This is a genomic window from Duganella sp. Root198D2, assembly GCF_001428585.1.
Taxonomy (GTDB): domain Bacteria; phylum Pseudomonadota; class Gammaproteobacteria; order Burkholderiales; family Burkholderiaceae_D; genus Rugamonas.
In genome coordinates this window covers 31,350-50,889 of sequence record NZ_LMIC01000016.1, presented here as the reverse complement: position 1 = coordinate 50,889, position 19,540 = coordinate 31,350, and the positions used below count along the sequence as shown (strand labels likewise).

Below are 19,540 nucleotides of genomic sequence, written 5' to 3'. Positions count from 1 at the left end.
CCCTTCCCAATCATCTACAGCTCGGTAGGCACACCATGTCAGAATTCGTAATCAAGGACAAATTCATTTATTCGCTGGCGGACAAGAAATACTATGAAACGCTGACTCGCTACCAGGCCCAGCACGACGATTTCTGCGTCGGCCTGAAACGCCGCCTGCCGCAAGACTGGGTGATGCAGCGCCACGAGCTGTGGATGCACTGCATGCCGCCGCAATACCAGTATCCTGACCAGGGTTGGAAAATCCACCTGTCGGCCACGCCGGCGCATGCCCCCGCCATCCTGAATACCGCCGCCGCCATCCTGATCAAGGAAAACGTGCCGTTCAAGTTCGTGGCGGACAAAATGCTGCTGAGCCTGTCGCTGGGCAAGCGCTGGTCGCGCGGCGCCGCAGGCAAATTCATGGCCATCTACCCGAAAGATGCCGAGCAGTGCGAGCGCCTGCTGGAAGCGCTGCACCAGGCCACGATCGGCTTCCATGGCCCCTACATCCTGTCCGACCGCCGCTACAAGGAAAGCAAGGTGGTGTACTACCGCTACGGCGGCTTGCGCAGCACGCGCCGTATCGGCACCGACGGCAGCAAGACCCACGTCATCCTCGACCAGGACGGCAACTACGTACAGGACGAACGCACGCCGTTCTTCAACCTGCCGGCCGGGGTGGTCGATCCGTTCCAGCCGGAGCAGCAGCTGCAGGATGACGGCGAAGACGGCACGCTGAAACAGGGCCGCTACAAGATCGAATCCGTGCTGGCCTTCAGCAACTCGGGCGGCGTCTACCTGGCGACTGACCGCGACAGTGGCCAGCGCGTTGTCATCAAGGAAGCGCGTCCCTTCACCAATGTCTCGACGCGCGGCCTGGACGCGGTGCAACTGCTGAAAAAGGAACATCGCGTCCTGAGCTGCCTGGACGGACTCGATATCGCGCCGCAGACGGTGGACTTCTTCTTTGACTGGGAGCACGCCTACCTGGTCGAAACCTATCTCGATGGAGCGCGCGATTTCCGCAGCTATATGGGTTCGGTGTCGCTGAGCCTGCGCACCCGGCCCGAGCCGGATGCCGCGCAGAAGTTCTTCACGCGGTTTTGCGAAGTGTTCGGCCAGCTGACTGCGATCCTGCAGGAACTGCACCGCCGCCACATCGTGTTCGGTGACCTGTCGATGGCCAATGTGATGGTCACGAGGGAGCCGGACAGCGACGCCATCAAGGTGCGCCTGATCGACTTCGAGGGCGCCCACGAAGCCCAGGTCGACCTGGCCGCCCACTTGTTTACGCCCGGCTTCTCGCCCGATGAATTCGGTGCGCGCGGCGTCACGTCGATGGATGACGACCTGTATGCGCTGGGGGCGCTGATGATGGCCGGCCTGTTCCCCATGAATATGCTGCTGACCCTCGACCGCAAGGCGCATCAGCGCTTCCTCGACGCCATGAGCGCCGACTTCGGCTTGCCCGCGCGCCTGCGCCAGGTGATCGAAGGACTGATGTCGCCGCGCGAGCTGCGCCCCGCACTGGAAGAGGTAGCGCTGGCGCTGGCCGAACCGTACCGCCTGCCTGCGCCGCAGATCCGCAGCGATGCCTTCACCACCACAGGCGGCATTGCGATGCTGCAGCGCATGATGGACTATATCGATTCGACTGCCGACTTCGCGCGCTACGACCGCTTGTTCCCGGCCGACCCTGAAGTGTTCTCCACCAATCCGCTCAGCCTGGCGCACGGCGCCTGCGGCGTCGCCCTGGTGCAGCAGCGCGTGCGCGGCAGCGTGGCGCCGGAGGTGCTGGCCTGGATTAAACGCATCCCGCTCAAGCGCGATGCCTATTCGCCCGGTCTGTACAGCGGCCTGAGCGGCATTGCCTGGTTCTGGCTGGAGCTGGGCGAAGAAGAACGGGCGCGCAGCACGCTGGCGCTGGCGCAGGACCATCCTTATCTCAAGCAGAGCGCCGACGTCTACCACGGCGCCGCCGGCTGGGGCATGACGCAGCTGCGCTTCTTCCAGCATTTCCGCGAAGAGCAGTACCTGGCGGCGGCAGTGGGCGCCGGCGAGCAGCTGCTGCAAAGCCGCGAAACCATGGCGCCCGGCCAGTGCGCCTGGCGCACCCCATTGGGCCTGTCGGCCAGCTACGCCCATGGCGCGGCCGGCATCAGCGCCTTCCTGCTCTACCTGCACCTGGCGACCGGGCGCCAGGATTTCCTGCTGGCCGGCGAGGAAGCGCTGGCATGGGTCATGGCTGGCGGCGTTGCCAACGAGGACGGCGGCTTGAGCTGGCTGGCGCGCGACAGCACGCCTTCGCTGACGCCGTACTGGCGCTGGGGCAGCTCGGGCATTGCGCGGACCTTGCTGCGTTACTGGCACGTCACCGGCAAGGAGGAATATGCCGCCACCATCGACCGCGCCATCATCGATGCCGACCGCAAGTATGCGATCTATCCCGGCTACTTCTTCGGCCTGGCCGGCATTGCCGAGCTGTTCCTGGACTTGACCCGCTTCGAGCGCTGGCGCGAGCAAGCCGAGCGCAGCGTGGCGCGCCTGTTCTCCGGCGTCATGCTGTACGCGCTGGAGGAAGAGGCCGGCACGGCCTTCCCGGGCGAATCGCTGGGCCGGATCAGTTGCGACTTCGGCACCGGCAGCGCCGGTACCGCCCTGGTACTGCACCGCCACCTGACGCGCTGCGGCCCGGCGCTGATGGTGGACAGCCTGCTGCCCGGCTGGCCTACGCTCGACCGTTAATCCTTTAACCGCGGGCCGCCGGGCGGCCTGCCAGCTTCCGGAAGACAACCATGGATATCAACACTTCAGCGCCGCCGGGCGTGATGGCTACCCTGAAACAGATGCTGCCATTCGGCCGCCGCTTTGCCGGGCGCATCCTGCTGAGCCTGCTGCTCATCCTGCTGGCGGGCGCCATCCAGCTCACCTTGCCGCTGGGCATCCGGCACCTGTTCGACCAGCTGATGGCGGCCAACGACCACTCCGGCCTGCACGTGCTGTCGGTCCTGCTGGTCGCGGTGTTCGTGCTGCGTGCCGGCCTGGCGTTCTGGGGCCAGTACCTGCTCCAGCTCACAGGCGACAAGATCACCAACGACATCCGGGTTGCCTTGCTGCGCCATTACCAGCAGCTGCCGATCGCCTACCACCACCGCAACCGCATCGGCGAATTCACCTCGCGCCTGTACAGCGATGCGCCGGAAATCCGCAATGTGGTCACCAACCTGACGGTCAACGGCACCATCAATGTCGCCCAGCTGGTGGGCGCCAGCGTGGTGATGCTGTGTATGAACTGGCGCCTGGGCCTGGTGGTGCTGGCCTTGTGCCCGGCCACCACGCTGGTGGCCAACCTGTACGGTCCGTATTTCCGCCAGGTTTCGGCACAGATCAAGGCGTCGCTGTCGGGTGCCGTGGCGTACGCCCAGGAAACCGTGTCCGGCACGCACGTCGTGCGCATTTTCGGCGCCGACGGGCGCGACGTGGCGCGCTTTGCCGACCTGATGGACGGCCACCTGGCGATGGCCGGCAAGGGCCGGCGCGCCGACGCCAGCTATATGGCCATCGTGACCCTGCTCACGGTGGTATCGACCATCGTCCTGTTCTGGTATGGCGCGACCGAGGTGCTGGCCAGCCGCATGACAGTCGGCTCGCTGGTCGCTTTCTTCCTGTATTCGCAAAGTGTGAACCAGAGCATCACCGTGCTGGCGCAGCAGTATTCCACCATCAACCAGTCGCTGGGCGCCTCGGCTAGGGTCTTCGAATTGCTGGACGAGCCGGCCGAGGTGGCCGATCCCGGGCAGGGCCTGCCATTCACCGCGCGCCGCGCAACCATTGAATTCAAGGACGTCAGTTTCCGCTACCACGACACCATCCCGGTGCTGGAAAAGGTCAGCTTCCGCGCGCTGCCGGGACAGACGGTGGCGATCCACGGCCGCAGCGGCATTGGCAAGTCTTCGCTGCTGGGGCTGCTGCCGCGCTACTACGCACCGGCGTCGGGCACCATCTACATCAACGGCATCGACATCAATGAATACGCGCTGGCCTCGCTGCGCTCGGCAATTTCGATGGTCTCGCAAGACGTGTTCCTGTTCTCCAGCTCGGTACGCGAAAACATCCGCTACGGCCGGCCCGACGCTACCGATGCCGAAGTGACGCAGGCCGCGCGCGATGCCAATGCCCACGAGTTTATCGTCGGGCTCAAGGATGGCTACGAGACGGCGGTCGGCGAACGCGGTGTGCAGCTCAGCGGAGGCCAGCGGCAGCGCATCGCCATTGCCCGCGCCCTGCTGCGCGACGCGCCGATCCTGATCCTGGACGAGGCCACGTCCGCCGTCGACGGCGAGACCGACGCCCTGATCCATGCGGCGCTGGAACGCCTGACGGCCAACCGCACCACGCTGGTGGTGGCGCACCGCATGAGCACCGTCGAGCGCGCCGACGCCGTGGTCCACCTGGAAGCGGTGGCGGCGCAGCGGGAAGCGGCTTGAAACGGAAAGGATGCGCATGAAACTGATGACCATCATCGCCCTGGCTGCCTGCCTGCAGGCGCCAGCCGGCGCCGCGGACGGCGTGCAGCGCGGCGCCACGCTGGAAGGCATTACCGAATACCGCCTTGAGAACGGCCTGCGCGTGCTGCTGGCGCCCGACCAGTCGAGGCCGACCGTGACCACCAATATCGTCTACCAGGTTGGTTCGCGCCATGAAAACTACGGCGAAACCGGCATGGCCCACTTGCTGGAACACTTGCTGTTCCGGCCGTCGCAGAAGTTCAGCGGCAAGGACGGTGCGCCCACGCCGCTGGAATTGTTGAACAGTATCGGCGCCCGCTTCAATGGCAGCACCTGGTACGACCGCACCAGCTACCACGCCACCTTCCCGGCCAGTGCCGGCAACCTGGCGCGCATGCTGGAGCTGGAGGCGGACCGCATGCGCGGCGCCGCCCTGGCCCGCGACGACCTGTGGAATCCGGCCACCGGCAAGGGCGAAATGACGGTGGTGCGCAACGAGTTCGAAATGGCGGAAAGCGACCCGCTGCGCGTGACGGGCGAGCGGGTGCGGGCCGTGGCCTACGACTGGCACAACTACGGCAAGGCGGCCATCGGCACGCGCTCGGACATCGAACAGGTCGAGGTGGAGCGCCTGCGCGCCTTTTACCAGCGCTATTACCAGCCGGACAATGCGGTGCTGGTGGTGGCCGGGCAGTTCGAGGAACAGGCGGCGCTGCGCCAGGTGCAGCAGGCGTTCGGCGCGCTGCCGCGCCCGGCGCGCGTCCTGGCGCCCACCTACACGGTGGAACCGGTGCAGGACGGCGAACGCAGCGTGACGGTGCGGCGCAGCGGCGGCGTGCAGCTGGTCAGCGCCGGCTACCATGTCGCGCCGGCCGCCCACAGCGACGGCGCCGCGCTGGAAATCCTGCTGCGCATCCTGAGCGATGCGCCGGGCGGGCGCCTGCACCAGGGCCTGGTGGCCACCGGCCTGGCCAGCAAGCTGCAGGTAGTGGACAGCGCAACGCGCGAGCCCGGCTTCCTGCAATTGGGCGCCGTGGTGGGCAAGGATGCCGCGCTCGAGCCGGCCCAGGATGCCTTGCTGCGCGTGCTGGAGGGCATGCGCGCGCAACCAGTGACCGAGGCTGAAGTGGCGCGTGCGCGCCAGCAATTGCTGAAGAGCTTCGAGCAGGCTGCCAACGATACGACGCGCCTCTCGCTGGCCCTGACCGATGCCGTGGCGGCCGGCGACTGGCGCCTGTTCTTCCTGCAGCGCGAGCGTATTGCCAAGGTCGATGCCGCGGCCGTGCAGGCGGTGGCGGAAAAATACTTCAAGCCGAGCAACCGGACGCTGGGGCGCTTCATTCCCACCGAGCAGGCAGACCGGGTGACGGTGCCCACCGATACCGGACTGGCGGCGGCGCTGCAGGACTACCATGGACGCCCGGCGTTGCGCCAGGGCGAGGCATTCGAGGCCACCCCGGCCGCCATCGAGGGCCGGCTGGAACGGCTGGCGCTGGCCAACGGCATGCAGGCGGCCCTGCTTGCCAAGACCACCAAGGGCGGGGCGGTGCATGCCGTGTTCAAACTGCGCCTCGGCAGCCAGGCCAGCCTGCAGGACAGGGCGGAAGTGGGCCCGATGGCGGCAGCCCTGCTGGCCATGGGAACCCAGTCCAGGTCGCGCCAGCAGTTGCGCGACGCGCTGGACGCACTGCAGGCCAGTGTCAGCTTCCAGGGCGGTGTCGACAGCGTCACCGTGTCCGTGCAAACCGTGCGCGAAGCGCTGCCGGCTGTGCTGGAGCTGGTGGCCGAGCAGTTGCAGAAGCCGGCTTATCCGGAGCAGGAATTCCTGCAATACCGGCGCGAGCGCGTGGCGCGCACGGAACAGGCGGCGGGCGAGCCGCAGGCGCTGGCCGGCAATGCCGTCCAGCGCCTGCTCAATCCCTTCCCGCCCGGCCACCCGCTGCATGTGCCGGCCTTGCCGGACAGCGCGGCCGCGCAGCAGGCTGTCACGCTGCAACAGGTGCGCGACTTCCACCGGCAGCACTATGGCGCGCAAGATGCGAGCGTGGCCGTGGTGGGCGACTTTGACGCGGCGCACCTGAAAGCCCGGTTGGCGGCACTGTTCGGCAACTGGCGTGCGGCCCAGCCTTATGTGCGGATGGCGCGTGCCTACCAGGCCGCGCCCGGCGCCCGGGTCCAGGTCGAGACCCCGGACAAGGCCAACAGCGTGCTGCTGGCGGCTTACCCGCTGGCCATGCGCGACGACGATGCGGCGTTCCCGGCCCTGTTAATGGCCAACTACATGCTGGGTGGCGGCGCCATGCGCAGCCGCCTGGCGGACCGTATCCGCCAGCAGGACGGCCTGTCCTACGCGGTCAATGCGCAATTGATGGTGCCGGCCCGCGACAGCGCCGGGCTGTGGCTGGCAACGGCCATGAGTGCGCCGCACAACAGCGCAAAAGTGGAGGCGGCCTTGCTGGAAGAACTCGGGCGCGCCGCGCAGCAAGGCTTCACGCAGGCCGAGCTGGACGCAGCCAAGCGCGCCTGGGGCCAGGCGCGCCAGGTGGCGCGCAATGCCGACGCCGGCCTGGCCGGCATGCTGTCGGAATACCTGGCGCTGGGCCGCACCATGGAGTTCGACCGGGCGCTGGAGGCGCGCGTGGCCGCGCTCACCGTGGCCGAAGTCAACCAGGCGGCAGCGCGGCTGCCGGGGGCGGGGGCGGGGCTGGCGCTGGTGAAGGCGGGCGACTTCCGTCCCTCAATGCTGGCGCAGCGCGTGCAGGGAAGCGCCGACGTCCACCCATAAAGCCACTGCCGTTTCCACCCCGACCTGGTGCGGCGGGGCGAAGCGGCGCACCGCCACTCCGGCCTGGCGCAGCATGCGCTCGACAGCGGTGGTGGTCACCGTCACGTATTGCGCAATGCCGTGGCGCTGGCCGAACTCCACCACTTCGCGGATCGACTGCAGCGTGTGGCTGGAAAAGCCGAAGCCGGCCGCGCCTTCGCCTTCCATCACAAAACGGCTCAGCTCCCAGACCTGGGGATCGCTCGGCGCCGCCTGCCCGCCCAGCAATTGGGCAAATACATCCTTGAGCATGTAGGGGCCGTCGGTCGGCAGCAGGCGCCAGCAGCCGCACAGCATGCCGTCTTCTTCGCGCAACAGCATGTAGTGCGGATCGATGGCGTCAAAGCCATCGATCTCCATCCCCCCCAATACCGAAACATCCCAGCCGCGGCGTTCGCGGAAAGCGCGGGCACGCATCTGGTGCATGGCAACCAGGGTCGCTTTGGGGAAGGCCCGGCGGGCGGCGATTTCGATTTGCAGCGGCATCTTTGGCTCCTGTGGTTGAAGTGACAGGACGATTCTTATGCGTCGTGCATGGGCCGGGAACTAGCAGATCTGCTAGGGAAGACCGTTTGTTGACAAAAAACTACATTGATGATTGAATGTTGGTAATTGCTTAAATAATAATCTCTATTTTCAATCAGCAAGCTGGGTGCAGATCAAAGGGAGGCAAGGTGCTGAAACAGGACCAACTGCACACGTTGATGGAGGCGCAAAGCGACACCGAGTGGGCGCAGGCGCTGGCCGCGCTGGCGGCCCAACTGGGGTTCGAATATTCGCTGTTCGGTGTCGTGCCCAACAGGGCGCAGCCGCTGGAGTCGGCATTCCTGGTGAGCAATTACCCAAGCGAGTGGCGCGCCGCCTATGACAAGCTGCACCTGCATGCCGTGGACCCGACGGTCAGCCATTGCCTTGGCAGCAGCCTGCCGATCATCTGGCAGCCAGCCAGCTTCCAGGGCGAGCGCCAGCAGCAGTTTTACGAGCAGGCGGCAAGTTACGGCTTGCGCGCAGGCGTCACCCTGCCGGTGCACGGGCGCTCGGGTGAATTCGGCATGCTCAGTTTCGTCAGCGACCAGTTGCAGCCCAAGGCTGGCGCCGGCCAGCTCGAACTGCTGGCCAGCGTGGCTTTGGTGCGCGATTACGCCCAGGAGTCGGCGCGCAAATTCAGCCCTGGCAAAAGCACGGCGCCGGCAGTCAAGCTGACCGCGCGCGAACTCGAATGCCTGAAGTGGGTAGCGGCCGGCAAGTCGTCGTGGGAAGTGTCACGCATCCTGGGCCGCTCGGAAGCCACCGTCAATTTCCACCTGGCGAACATCATGCGCAAGTTCGATGTCAGCACGCGCCAGCAAGCCATCGTCAAATCCATCGCGGCCGGCCTGGTCGCACCCGAATAGGCCGGGGTGCCGGCGTGCGGCCGCCAGGTCGACATCGCTGATGTGCATGTCCAGGTAGAGGGCCAGCAGGATTGCCAGCGGCGCCGGCACCCAGCTGCCCTGTTCGATGCGGCTGCCTTGCGACTGGGTGACGCCAAACTGGGCCCAGAACTCGCTTTGCGTTTCGCGCCGGGAAAGGCGTAGCCAGCGCAGTTGTTCACTGGCGGCACGCCGCGCCAGCTGCGCAGGAATTCGGCTCATGATTCTGTGTTCCTGAAAGGGGCGGGGACCAAGCTTAGCATCGGCGCCTGGAGCGTCGAGCTAGCAGATCTGCTAGTTTGCGCCGTATGCATGGCGCATAACAATGAAGGCTCTTCGACCCCACTACAAGGAGCCATCATGCAGCTGAACATCGAAATCGCGGAACGCAACGCCTTCCTGCAGTCCGACCTGTTTGCCATGCACCGCCTGCGCGCCAAGGTGTTCAGCGAGCGCATGGGATGGAAGGTGCCGGTGCTGAGCGGCATGGAAATCGACGGCTACGATGCGATGGATCCTTACTACATGATGATGCGGGAAGAGGGCGGGCTGCTGCGCGGCTGCTGGCGCCTGCTGCCCACGACCGGCCCCTATATGCTGAAGGACACCTTCCCCGAGTTCCTGCACGGCCAGCCGGCGCCGGAAGATCCGCGCATCTGGGAGTTGAGCCGGTTCGCCGTCGAAGCGGAAGGCGTGTCCAGCTTCGGCTTTTCGGCAATGACCATGCAGTCGATCGCCGAAATCATCCGCTACGGCCACCAGCACGGGGTTGCCCAGTATGTCACCGTGACGGCCACCGCGATCGAACGCATGCTGCGCCGCGCCGGCCTGGTGACGCGCCGCATGGGCGCTCCGCTGCACATGGGGCGCGAAAGCGCCGTGGCGATCTACGTCGATATCGAAGCTTCCATGCAATCGCTGGGCCTGGCTCGCACGAGCTTGCTGAACTAGCAGATCTGCCAGTGACGCCGGCGCCGGCGTCGCCAATACACTGGCGCGACCAATCTTAGGTACCGGACCATGAAGAATTTCGACAAGACGCCCGTCGCCGCGGCAGTGGGCATGGCCGTGCTGTGCCAGCTGGGCAATGCCGCCGGACAGGATATGCCGGTCGGCGCCGACCCCAACTCGCGCTCGGCCTACGACAACAAGATGTACCGGGTGGAAGTCAAGAGCCGGCCGCAAAGCGATCTCGACCTGAGGCGCAATGCGGCTGTGGCCAGGCAGACCTACGGCCGCGAGGAAATCGACAAATTCGGCGACAGCAACCTGAACGATGTGGTGCGCCGCCTGCCGGGCGTGGATGTCCAGAACGGCGCGCCGCGCCTGCGCGGGCTGGGCGCCGGGTATACCCAGATCCTGCTCAACGGCGAGCCGGCGCCCAACGGCTTCTCTCTGGAACAGCTCAATCCGGCCCTGGTGGAACGCATTGAAATCCAGAAGGCCGCTACGGCTGACCAGAGCGCCCAGGCCATGGCCGGCAGCATCAATATCGTGCTGCGCAGCGTGCCGAAAAAGGTGCAGCAAAGCGTACGCCTTGGACTGGCCTACGGCGCCGAGCACCCTACACCCAGCGCCAGCGCCCTGTACAGCGCACGGGCCGGCGACCTGTCCTATTCACTGCCGGTGTCGGGCTATGAGTACCATGGCCGGGCCGACATGCGGGCCAGCCGGGTGGTGCCGCAGGGCACAGGCGACGCAGGATTCGCGCGCCAACTGGCCGCCCATGACATGTGGGGCCACAGCTTCAACACCGCGCCGCAAATGAACTGGCGCATCGACGAAGAGCAGGCCCTGAACCTGCAAGCTTTCCTGCAGCGCGCCGACTGGCACAGCAAGGTCCAGTTCGACAACCTGGCCGCCAGTTCGCCGGAGCTGTTCGAAGACTCCAGCCGCAACGCCGGCAGCGCCAGCAACCGCCGGCTCAGTGCGCAGTGGCAGCGGCGCTTTGCGGCCGAACGCAAGCTTGAATTGAAATTCAGCGCTGGCGAGGCAGTCAACAATTTCGACAACCAGACCATTCGCGCCGGCCAGCCCTACCGCCGCAGCGTAGGGGAAAGCCGCGACCGCAGCTTTACCCACTCGGGCAAGATTGGCCAGCTGGTGGGCGAGCAGCACCGGCTGTCGGCCGGCTGGGAACTCGAAACCAGGCGCCGCGACGACGCGCGCAGCATCACGGTGCTTGGCGCCGACCAGCTGCCGGGCATCGATGGCTTGCCATTGTCGGCCCGCATCGAGCGGCAGGCCTGGTACCTGCAGGATGAATGGGAATTGTCGGAGCAGTGGCTGCTGTACGGCGGCCTGCGGCGCGAGGCCATCACCCTGCGCAGCGATACGCTGGAGCAGCCGGTGCGCAACCACAGCCAGGTGCTGTCGCCGCTGCTGCATATCAACTTCAAGCCGGACGCCAAGGGGCGGGATGTGCTGCGCGCCAGCATTACGCGCAGCTACAAGGCGCCAGACCTGTATGCGATGCTTGCCCGGCCAACGCTGAACAGCATCTATCCGCTGCCCAGCCAGGGCAATGATTCGGTGGCGGCCGACCGGGTCGGCAACCCCTTGCTGCGGCCGGAACTGGCAAGCGGCCTGGACCTGGCGTATGAACACTATTTCAGTGGCGGCGGCCTGTTCAGCATTGGCCTGTTCCATCGCCGCGTGAAAGACCTGATACGCAATGTCACCACGCTGGAACACCCAGCCTGGGCCAGCGTGCCGCGTTGGGTCAGCCGGCCCGAGAACCTGTCGCGCGCCAGCAGCAGCGGCATCGAACTGGAACTGAAGGGGAGTGCGGCGCAGTTGCTGCCCGGCTGGGTCGATCCGAAAACGCGGCTGGAACTGCGCAGCAGCCTGAATTTTTATACGAGCAAGGTGGATGCGGTGCCGTTACCCAACAGCCGGCTGGATGGCCAGCAGCCCTGGTCCGGCACCGTCGGTTTCGACTACCGGGCACGCAACTGGCCGTTGGCGGTCGGGGCCAACCTGTCTTATACGCCGGGCTACCTGACGCAGCAAACCATGTCGCAGGCGCTGGACCTGGGCCACAGCCGCGCCATCGACCTGTATGCGCAATGGAGCCTGACCCCGCAAGCGAGTTTGCGCCTGGGCGCCACCAATGCAGCGGCACAATGGTCGGAGCGAACCACCAGTTCGGACGATGGCACAAGGCTCCAGGTGGGGCGCAAATCGCGCCCCAGCTACACCTTTGCGTTCGAGCTCAAGCTGTAGCGGCCAGCGCGCCGCGCATCAGGCGTGGTATTCGATGATCAGCGGCGCGTGGTCGGAGAATTTTTCATCCTTGTAGACCGACACGGTGTGCGCCCTGGAAGCGATGCCCGGGGTGGCGACGTGGTAGTCGATACGCCAGCCCACGTTCTTCGCGTAAGCCTGGCCGCGGTTGGACCACCAGGTGTACTGCTCCGGGCGCTGGTCGAGGCCGCGGTGCACATCGACGTAGCCGACTTCGTCGAACAGCCTGCTCATCCAGGCGCGTTCTTCCGGCAGGAAGCCGGAGTTCTTCAGGTTGCCCTTCCAGTTTTTCAGGTCGATCTCTTTGTGGGCGATGTTCCAGTCGCCGCAGATGACGAACTCGCGGCCTTCGGCGCGCAGCTGCTGCAGGTGCGGCAGGAACAACTCCATGAAGCGGAACTTGGCCAGCTGGCGTTCTTCCGACGACGAGCCGGAAGGGCAGTACACCGAGATCACGGTCAGGTTGCCGAAATCGGCGCGCACGTAGCGGCCTTCGGCATCGAATTCCGGGCTGCCGAAACCGATCTCCACCCGGTCAGGTGCGACCTTGCTGTAGATGCCGGTACCGGAATAGCCTTTCTTTTCCGCGTAATGGAAGTGGCCGTGGTAGCCGTGCGGGTTGAGGAATTCCCCGGTCATGTCCGGTGCCTGCGCCTTCAGTTCCTGCACGCAGATGATGTCGGCGTCGATCGTGCCCATCCAGTTGAAAAAGCCCTTCTTGGCGGCGGAGCGGATACCGTTCAGGTTTGCGGAAATGATTTTTGGCATAGGTGTTCCGGTTAAAATATCGGCACTTTGAACAGAGATGGGTGCACTATGAGCAATTTGAGGCAAGAGTTTATCGCGTTTTCCGTACAGGCGGGAGTGCTGAAATTCGGCGAGTTTACGACCAAAGCAGGGCGCCAATCGCCCTATTTCTTCAATGCTGGCCTGTTCCATGACGGCGCGACGTTGGCCAGGCTGGCCGACTTCTACGCCCAGACCCTGCTCGACTCCGGCGTCGAATTCGACATGCTGTTTGGCCCGGCCTACAAAGGCATCACGCTGGCTTCCGCGACCTCGATGGCGCTGGCAGGCAAAGGCCGCAACACTTCTTTCGCCTATAACCGCAAGGAAGCCAAGGACCACGGCGAAGGCGGCACCCTGGTAGGCGCCAAGCTGACTGGTAAAGTTGTCATTATTGATGATGTGATCTCGGCCGGCACCTCGGTGCGCGAATCCGTGGAGATGATCCGCAACGCCGGCGCCGAACCGTGCGCAGTACTGATCGCCCTGGATCGCATGGAGCGCGGCGGCAAGGATGGCCAGATGTCCGAGCTGTCGGCGGTGCAGGAGGTGAGCAAGAACTACGGCATCCCGGTGATTTCGATCGGCAACCTGTCCGACCTGTTTACCTACCTGTCGGCCGACCCGTCGCTTGCACAGCACAAGGACGCGGTAGCCGCTTACCGCAGCAAATACGGGGTGGAGTAAACCGCGCTGGCGCTGGCCGGGCGTTGTGCTAGACTGTGATTGCTTCCTTACAACATTAGATCGAGGAAAGTAATGAACATCGCAACGCTCAAGGTGTACGGCGACGAAGCTGCGGTCGCGGACGTGCGGGACGGGCTTCCCAGCGAGCCTGAAAGCGACTGGAGGAAGGGTGACACCAGCCCGACCGGCCGCACCCGCCTTGACCATGGCTTCTATGCCACGCTGGGTACCGATCCCGATCCGGACGCCTTGATGCGCAAGGTGCGCGCCTACCTGCACGAGTGCCAGGCGCGCGGTATCACCTTCGATGTTGCGCCGATCCAGGCCGAACTGCGCGTTGCCTTCTCTCCCGCCGCGCCCAGCCAGCGCGCATCCACTCTCGATTTCACGCTGGCCGACCTCTCGCTGATGCTGGAGATGGGCATTGCGCTGAGCATTTCCTCGTGACCGCATGAACCGATTTTCCGAAGACCGCTTCGCCACATTCAAGGGGCGCAGCGGCGCCGAACGCAAGATCCATATCTGGGAACCTGAGAAGCCGGCGGCTGGGGTGCTGCTGGCCATCCACGGCGGGCTGGCGCATGCGGGCGATTATGTGACGCCGGCGCTGTATTTCAAACAGCACCGCTTTGCGACCGTGGCGTTCGACCTGTGCGGGCATGAGAATGCCCGCCGTGTGGATATTCCGGATTTCCGCATCTTCGTTGAAGAGGTGGAGTTGTTCCTGCATTGGACCAAGCAGCATTATCCGGGCGTGCCGGTGTTCGTCATGGGGCATTCGATGGGGGCCCTGATTGCGACGCGCTTCGGGCTAGAAGTGCTGGAGCGCGATCCGCTGGTGAAGGGCTTTGTGCTGTCGTCGCCGTATTACGTGAATGCGATCAAGGTGCCGGTGCTGCTGGAGAAATTGTCCGGCGTGCTGGCGGCGTTGGCGCCGACCATGAAGGTGCCGATGGCGTCACTGACCGATGTGCTGACGCATGATGCTGCGATTACGGCGCGTCATCATCGCGATGAGGCGGATGATGTGCGGGCGCGCGAGTGTACGGTGCGGTTTGGCGTGGCCTTACAAGGCGCGCAAAAAGGGCTGGCGGAGAAGATGCCGACCTGGCGCTGGCCGTTATACGCGGTGGTGGCGGGGGATGACAAACTTGCCGACCCGAAGGCTACCCTGGATCTGCTGGCGATGGTTGATCCAAAGCTGCTGGAGTGCCATGTGCAGCATGAGAACTATCACGAGAATTTCAATGAGGTGAACCGGGAGGAGATCTTTGCGGATATCTTGCGCTGGATGTGCGCGCACCTTTCAAAACCGGTAGACCTGGGTCAGGCACAAGTGCCTGACCCCGCATGATCTTCGGCCGCGGGCCGCGCTGCAGACCCCGGTTTACCGGTTTTAGGAAGCCAGCTTCTGCTTCAGCAGCTCGGTCAGCTGCGCCGGATTAGCCTTGCCCTTCGATGCCTTCATCGCCTGACCGATCAGCGCGTTGATTGCCGCTTCCTTGCCTGCGCGGTACTGCTCAACAGACTTCTCGTTGTTGGCGATGACTTCGTTGACGATGGCTTCCAGCGCGCCGGTGTCGGAAATCTGCTTCAGGCCTTTCTGCTCGATGATCACATCGACCAGGTTCGGGTCTTCCGACTTGGCTTCCCACATTGCGCCGAATACTTCCTTGGCGATCTTGTTGGAGATCGTGCCGTCGGCAATGCGCTTCAGCATGCCGGCCAGTTGTACCGGCAGCACCGGCGCGTCGGCGATTTCCACGCCTTCACGGTTCAAGGTCGACGACACATCGCCCATCAGCCAATTGGCGGCGGCTTTGGCGTTTTCCTTGCCCGCAGCCGCAACCACGGCTTCGAAATAGAGCGCCATGCCTTTGGAGGCGGTCAGGATCAGCGAATCGTATTCCGGCAGCTTGTATTCTTCCACGAAGCGCGTGCGCATCACGGCCGGCAGCTCCGGCATCGAGCCTTTCACGCGCTCGATCCAGTCGGCGCCGATGGTCAGCGGCGGCAGGTCCGGATCAGGGAAGTAGCGGTAATCCTGCGCGTCTTCCTTCTCGCGCATCAGGCGCGTTTCCTTCTTGTCCGGATCGTACAGGCGGGTCGCCTGCACCACCTTGCCGCCGTCTTCGAGCAGCTCGATCTGGCGCGCCACTTCAACGTGCACGGCTTCCTCGATGAAGCGGAAGGAGTTCAGGTTCTTCAGTTCGCAGCGCGTGCCGAATTCCTGCTGGCCCTTCGGGCGCACGGAAACGTTGATGTCGCAGCGGAAGGAGCCTTCCTGCATATTGCCGTCGCAGATACCCAGCCACATCACCAGGCCGTGCAGGGCCTTGCAGTAAGCCACAGCTTCGGCAGCGGAGCGGATTTCGGGCTCGGACACGATTTCCAGCAGCGGGGTGCCGGCACGATTCAGGTCGATGCCCGACATGCCGTGGTAATCCTCGTGCAGCGATTTGCCTGCGTCTTCCTCGAGGTGGGCGCGGGTCAGGTTCACGGTCTTGGTGACGAACTTGCCGTCCTTCTCGTAACCGAAGGTCAGCTGGCCGCCTTGCACCACCGGATCTTCGAACTGCGAGATCTGGTAGCCCTTCGGCAGGTCAGGATAGAAGTAATTCTTGCGGGCGAAAATCGACTGCGGCGCGACTTTCGCGCCCACGGCCAGGCCGAAGCGGATCGCGCGTTCAACCGCAGCCTTGTTCATCACCGGCAGAACGCCTGGCAGCGCCAGGTCAACCGGGCTGGCCTGGGTGTTTGGTTCGGCGCCGAACTTGGTCGGCGAGCCGCTGAAAATTTTGGAGTCGGTAGTGAGCTGTACGTGGTTCTCAATACCAATGACGACTTCCCATTCCATATTCTTCTCTCTTTCAAGGTCGGTGCCAGGTCTGACATTTGGACATCCGAGCAGTTTGTTTGATTTATCTCAATACGCGATTTTGTCTGGTTTTGCGTATTGAGATTTGTCAAAGAGCCTGCGTCGATGTCCGAATGACAGACCTGGCACCGAATTTATCAGATGCCGCTCGGTGCGCGCTTGTGCCAGTCGGTCGCTTGCTGGAACTTGTGGGCCACATTCAGCAGCTTCGCTTCAGCGAAGTAGTTGCCGATGATTTGCAGGCCGACCGGGCGCTTGGCGTTCTTCTCGCCATCGCCGAAACCGCAAGGGATGGACATGCCAGGCAGGCCGGCCAGGCTGGTGGACAGGGTGAAGATGTCGGCCAGGTAGTTCGCTACCGGATCGTCGGCCTTCGAACCCAGGTCCCAGGCCACGGTTGGCGCTACTGGGCCCATGATCACGTCGCACTGGCTGCCCAGCACATTGGCGAAGTCCTGCGTGATCTTGCGGCGGATCTTCTGCGCTTTCAGGTAGTAGGCGTCGTAGTAGCCGTGGCACAGGATGTAGGTGCCGACCATGATGCGGCGCTGTACTTCCGGACCGAAGCCTTCGGCTCGGCTCTTCTTGTACATGTCCTGCAGGTCCTTGTAGCCCTCGGCGCGGTGGCCGTAGCGCACGCCGTCAAAGCGCGACAGGTTGGACGATGCTTCGGCCGGAGCGATCATGTAGTAGGCCGGGATCGACAGCGCGGTGTTCGGCAGCGAAATGTCGACCAGGGTGGCGCCCAGTTCCACGAACTTGGCCAGCGCGGCGCGCACTGCTTTTTCGACGTCGGCAGCCAGGCCTTCGCCGAAGTATTCCTTCGGCACGCCGATGCGCAGGCCGGCCAGCGGCTTGCCCAGGTCGCGGGTGAAGTCTTCGGCAGCGTTGCCTTGCTCGGTGGTCAGGCTGGTCGAATCGCGTTCGTCGAAACCGGTCATGGCGGACAGCAGCAGCGCGCAATCTTCCGCGGTCTGCGCCATCGGGCCGGCCTGGTCCAGCGAGGAGGCGAAGGCGATCATGCCGAAGCGCGAGGCGCGGCCGTAGGTCGGCTTGATGCCGGTGATGCCGCAGAACGCAGCCGGCTGGCGGATCGAGCCGCCGGTGTCGGTGCCGGTCACGCCTGGGGCCAGGCGGGCAGCTACCGCAGCCGCGGAACCGCCGGACGAGCCACCGGGAACGGCAGACTTGTCCCAAGGGTTTTTCACGGCGCCGAAAGCCGAGTTCTCATTCGAGGAACCCATGGCGAATTCGTCGCAATTCAGTTTGCCGAGGGTGACCATGCCGGCGTCCAGGAACTTCTGCACCACGGTGGCGTCGAACGGGCTGGTGTAGTTGGCCAGCATTTTCGAGCCGGCGGTCGAGCGCCAGCCTTTGGTGACGAAGATGTCCTTGTGCGCGATCGGCACGCCGGTCAGGGGCGTGGCCGTGCCGTTGGCGATGCGCTTGTCGGCGTCGGCCGCCTGGGTCAGCGTCAGCGCGCGGTCCACGTGCAGGAAGGCGTTCAGGTCGCTCTTTTCAATCCGGTCCAGGAAGTGGCTCGCCAGTTGGACGGCGCTGACTTCCTTCTTTTGCAGCAGATCGGACAGCTCTTTGATTGTTTTGGTATGCATTCTCTGTTCTCGCTTATTCGATCACTTTTGGCACCAGATACAGGCCATCTTCGGTCTTTGGTGCCACTTGCTGGTATTCCTCGCGGCGATTCGGCTCGGTGGCCACGTCTTCGCGCAAGCGCAGTGCGACCTGCATGGCATTGGCCAGCGGGTGCGACAGCGGGGCGACACCCTCGGTGTCCACGGCCTGCATCTGCTCGGCCAGCGCGAAAATGCCATTCAGCTTGTCCAGCATATTGGCCGAATGGGCTTGGTCCATCTCCAACTGGGCCAGCTTGGCGATGCGTTCAACGTCGTTCAGGGTCAGGGACATGGAAATTGTCAGAAGTGTAATTTATTGGATCGGTTGCCTATCACCAGTTAAATCGCGGCGAACACCGCATAAATCAACGGTTGCGTGCTCGCACAATAGAGTGGATTTAGGGCAAATAAGCTGTAGATTATAAGGTACAATCGCGGGTTAATGCGCTGCTGGTGCTGAACACCCGCCCGGCCGCATTTGACCGGATACCTCATATATAACGAATTTTGCGCATTGCGCCCTACAGGACACTCATGTTTGGTTTTTTACGTCGCTATATTTCGTCTGACCTGGCCATCGACCTGGGTACGGCAAACACCCTGATTTACGTACGCGGTTCCGGCATCGTGCTGGACGAGCCTTCGGTCGTGGCGATCCGCCAGGAAGGTGGCCCAAACGGCAAGAAAACGATCCAGGCCGTTGGTAAAGAAGCAAAGCAGATGCTGGGTAAAGTACCTGGCAACATCGAGGCGATCCGCCCGATGAAAGACGGCGTGATCGCCGACTTCACCGTCACCGAGCAGATGCTGAAGCAGTTCATCCGCATGGTGCACGACTCGAAATTCTTCCGCCCGTCGCCGCGCATCATCATTTGCGTGCCTTGCGGTTCGACCCAGGTGGAACGCCGTGCAATCCGTGAATCGGCGCTGGGCGCCGGCGCATCGCAGGTGTACCTGATCGAAGAACCAATGGCAGCGGCGATCGGCGCCGGCCTGCCGGTGTCCGACGCGACCGGCTCCATGGTGGTCGACATCGGCGGCGGCACCACCGAAGTGGGCATCATCTCGCTGGGCGGCATGGTGTACAAGGGCTCCGTGCGCGTGGGCGGCGACAAGTTCGACGAAGCGATCGTCAACTACATCCGCCGCAACTACGGCATGCTGATCGGCGAACAGACCGCTGAAGCGATCAAGAAGGCTATCGGTTCCGCCTTCCCTGGCTCCGAAGTCAAGGAAATGGAAGTCAAGGGCCGCAACCTGTCGGAAGGCATCCCGCGCTCGTTCACCATCTCTTCGAATGAGATCCTGGAAGCGCTGACCGACCCGCTGAACAACATCGTCTCCGCCGTCAAGAACGCGCTGGAACAGACCCCGCCGGAACTGGGTGCAGACATCGCCGAAAAAGGCATGATGCTGACCGGCGGCGGCGCGCTGCTGCGCGACCTGGACCGCCTGCTGATGGAAGAAACCGGGCTGCCGGTGCTGGTGGCAGAAGACCCGCTGACCTGCGTGGTGCGCGGCTCCGGCCTGGCGCTGGAGCGCATGGACCAGCTGGGATCCATCTTCTCCTACGAGTAAAGTTGA

15 protein-coding genes and 1 pseudogene are annotated in these 19,540 nt (G+C 64.1%); 10 read left to right on the top strand and 6 right to left on the bottom strand.

Annotated features, from left to right (window positions below; translation table 11 throughout):
* The first annotated feature begins 35 nt into the window (after positions 1-35).
* From lanKC to ASE26_RS16070, 3 genes are read left to right on the top strand one after another with little or no spacing between them, the layout of a single operon-like run.
* Entirely contained in the window at positions 36-2,726 is a 2,691-nt protein-coding gene (lanKC, locus tag ASE26_RS16080; RefSeq protein WP_057246545.1) for a class III lanthionine synthetase LanKC, read from the top strand.
* 50 nt (positions 2,727-2,776) lie between these two features.
* The gene (locus tag ASE26_RS16075) at positions 2,777-4,468 is read left to right on the top strand and encodes an ABC transporter ATP-binding protein (RefSeq protein ID WP_055928603.1); all 1,692 of its coding nucleotides are present in this window, start codon (positions 2,777-2,779) and stop codon (positions 4,466-4,468) included.
* Positions 4,469-4,484: 16 nt separating this feature from the next.
* Positions 4,485-7,274 (top strand): pitrilysin family protein, encoded by a 2,790-nt coding sequence (locus ASE26_RS16070; protein WP_057246548.1) that lies wholly within the window; start codon positions 4,485-4,487, stop codon positions 7,272-7,274.
* On the opposite strand, the gene ASE26_RS16065 is transcribed toward ASE26_RS16070, so the two are convergent.
* Complete coding sequence (locus tag ASE26_RS16065) at positions 7,227-7,799, bottom strand: acyl-homoserine-lactone synthase (RefSeq protein ID WP_055928600.1); 573 nt, start codon at positions 7,797-7,799, stop codon at positions 7,227-7,229. The two genes, ASE26_RS16070 and ASE26_RS16065, sit on opposite strands and share 48 nt — an antisense overlap.
* A 188-nt stretch (positions 7,800-7,987) precedes the next feature.
* Between ASE26_RS16065 and ASE26_RS16060 the strand changes: the two genes are divergently transcribed.
* On the top strand, positions 7,988-8,707 hold the full coding sequence (locus ASE26_RS16060; RefSeq protein WP_229207109.1) for a LuxR family transcriptional regulator: 720 nt from the start codon (positions 7,988-7,990) through the stop codon (positions 8,705-8,707).
* Positions 8,708-8,773: 66 nt separating this feature from the next.
* Here the strand turns inward: ASE26_RS16060 and ASE26_RS32065 are convergent.
* A pseudogene (locus ASE26_RS32065) lies at positions 8,774-8,947 on the bottom strand (XRE family transcriptional regulator); the annotation flags it as partial.
* Between the two features lie 138 nt (positions 8,948-9,085).
* Between ASE26_RS32065 and ASE26_RS16055 the strand changes: the two are divergent.
* Positions 9,086-9,676, top strand: coding sequence for an acyl-homoserine-lactone synthase (locus ASE26_RS16055; protein ID WP_055928596.1), 591 nt, complete (start codon positions 9,086-9,088; stop codon positions 9,674-9,676).
* Positions 9,677-9,745: 69 nt separating this feature from the next.
* Complete coding sequence (locus tag ASE26_RS16050; protein WP_057246544.1) at positions 9,746-11,950, top strand: TonB-dependent siderophore receptor; 2,205 nt, start codon at positions 9,746-9,748, stop codon at positions 11,948-11,950.
* An 18-nt stretch (positions 11,951-11,968) separates the two neighbouring features.
* Here ASE26_RS16050 and ASE26_RS16045 read toward each other — a convergent pair whose 3' ends face one another.
* Entirely contained in the window at positions 11,969-12,739 is a 771-nt protein-coding gene (locus tag ASE26_RS16045; RefSeq protein ID WP_055928590.1) for an exodeoxyribonuclease III, read from the bottom strand.
* 48 nt (positions 12,740-12,787) lie between these two features.
* Between ASE26_RS16045 and pyrE the strand changes: the two genes are divergently transcribed.
* The 3 genes from pyrE to ASE26_RS16030 all read left to right on the top strand — a co-directional run bounded on the left by pyrE (position 12,788) and on the right by ASE26_RS16030 (position 14,798).
* On the top strand, positions 12,788-13,444 hold the full coding sequence (pyrE, locus tag ASE26_RS16040) for an orotate phosphoribosyltransferase (protein WP_055928587.1): 657 nt from the start codon (positions 12,788-12,790) through the stop codon (positions 13,442-13,444).
* Positions 13,445-13,516: 72 nt separating this feature from the next.
* Positions 13,517-13,891, top strand: a complete 375-nt coding sequence (locus ASE26_RS16035; protein WP_055928585.1) for a hypothetical protein — start codon at positions 13,517-13,519, stop codon at positions 13,889-13,891.
* Between the two features lie 4 nt (positions 13,892-13,895).
* Entirely contained in the window at positions 13,896-14,798 is a 903-nt protein-coding gene (locus ASE26_RS16030) for an alpha/beta fold hydrolase (RefSeq protein ID WP_055928582.1), read from the top strand.
* A 42-nt stretch (positions 14,799-14,840) separates the two neighbouring features.
* Here the strand turns inward: ASE26_RS16030 and gatB are convergent, their stop codons facing one another.
* From gatB to gatC, 3 genes are all read right to left on the bottom strand, one after another.
* Positions 14,841-16,301 carry an Asp-tRNA(Asn)/Glu-tRNA(Gln) amidotransferase subunit GatB gene (gene gatB, locus ASE26_RS16025; protein ID WP_055928579.1) on the bottom strand — a complete coding sequence of 487 codons (1,461 nt, stop codon included), beginning with the start codon at positions 16,299-16,301 and terminating at the stop codon, positions 14,841-14,843.
* Between the two features lie 158 nt (positions 16,302-16,459).
* On the bottom strand, positions 16,460-17,935 hold the full coding sequence (gene gatA / locus ASE26_RS16020; protein ID WP_057246543.1) for an Asp-tRNA(Asn)/Glu-tRNA(Gln) amidotransferase subunit GatA: 1,476 nt from the start codon (positions 17,933-17,935) through the stop codon (positions 16,460-16,462).
* 13 nt (positions 17,936-17,948) lie between these two features.
* A complete protein-coding gene (gatC, locus tag ASE26_RS16015) occupies positions 17,949-18,248 on the bottom strand; it encodes an Asp-tRNA(Asn)/Glu-tRNA(Gln) amidotransferase subunit GatC (protein WP_055928573.1) in 300 nt (99 codons plus the stop codon).
* Between the two features lie 242 nt (positions 18,249-18,490).
* Between gatC and ASE26_RS16010 the strand changes: the two genes are divergently transcribed.
* Positions 18,491-19,534: a rod shape-determining protein gene (locus tag ASE26_RS16010; RefSeq protein ID WP_028102363.1), complete on the top strand. Its 1,044-nt coding sequence runs from the start codon at positions 18,491-18,493 to the stop codon at positions 19,532-19,534.
* Positions 19,535-19,540 lie beyond the last annotated feature (6 nt).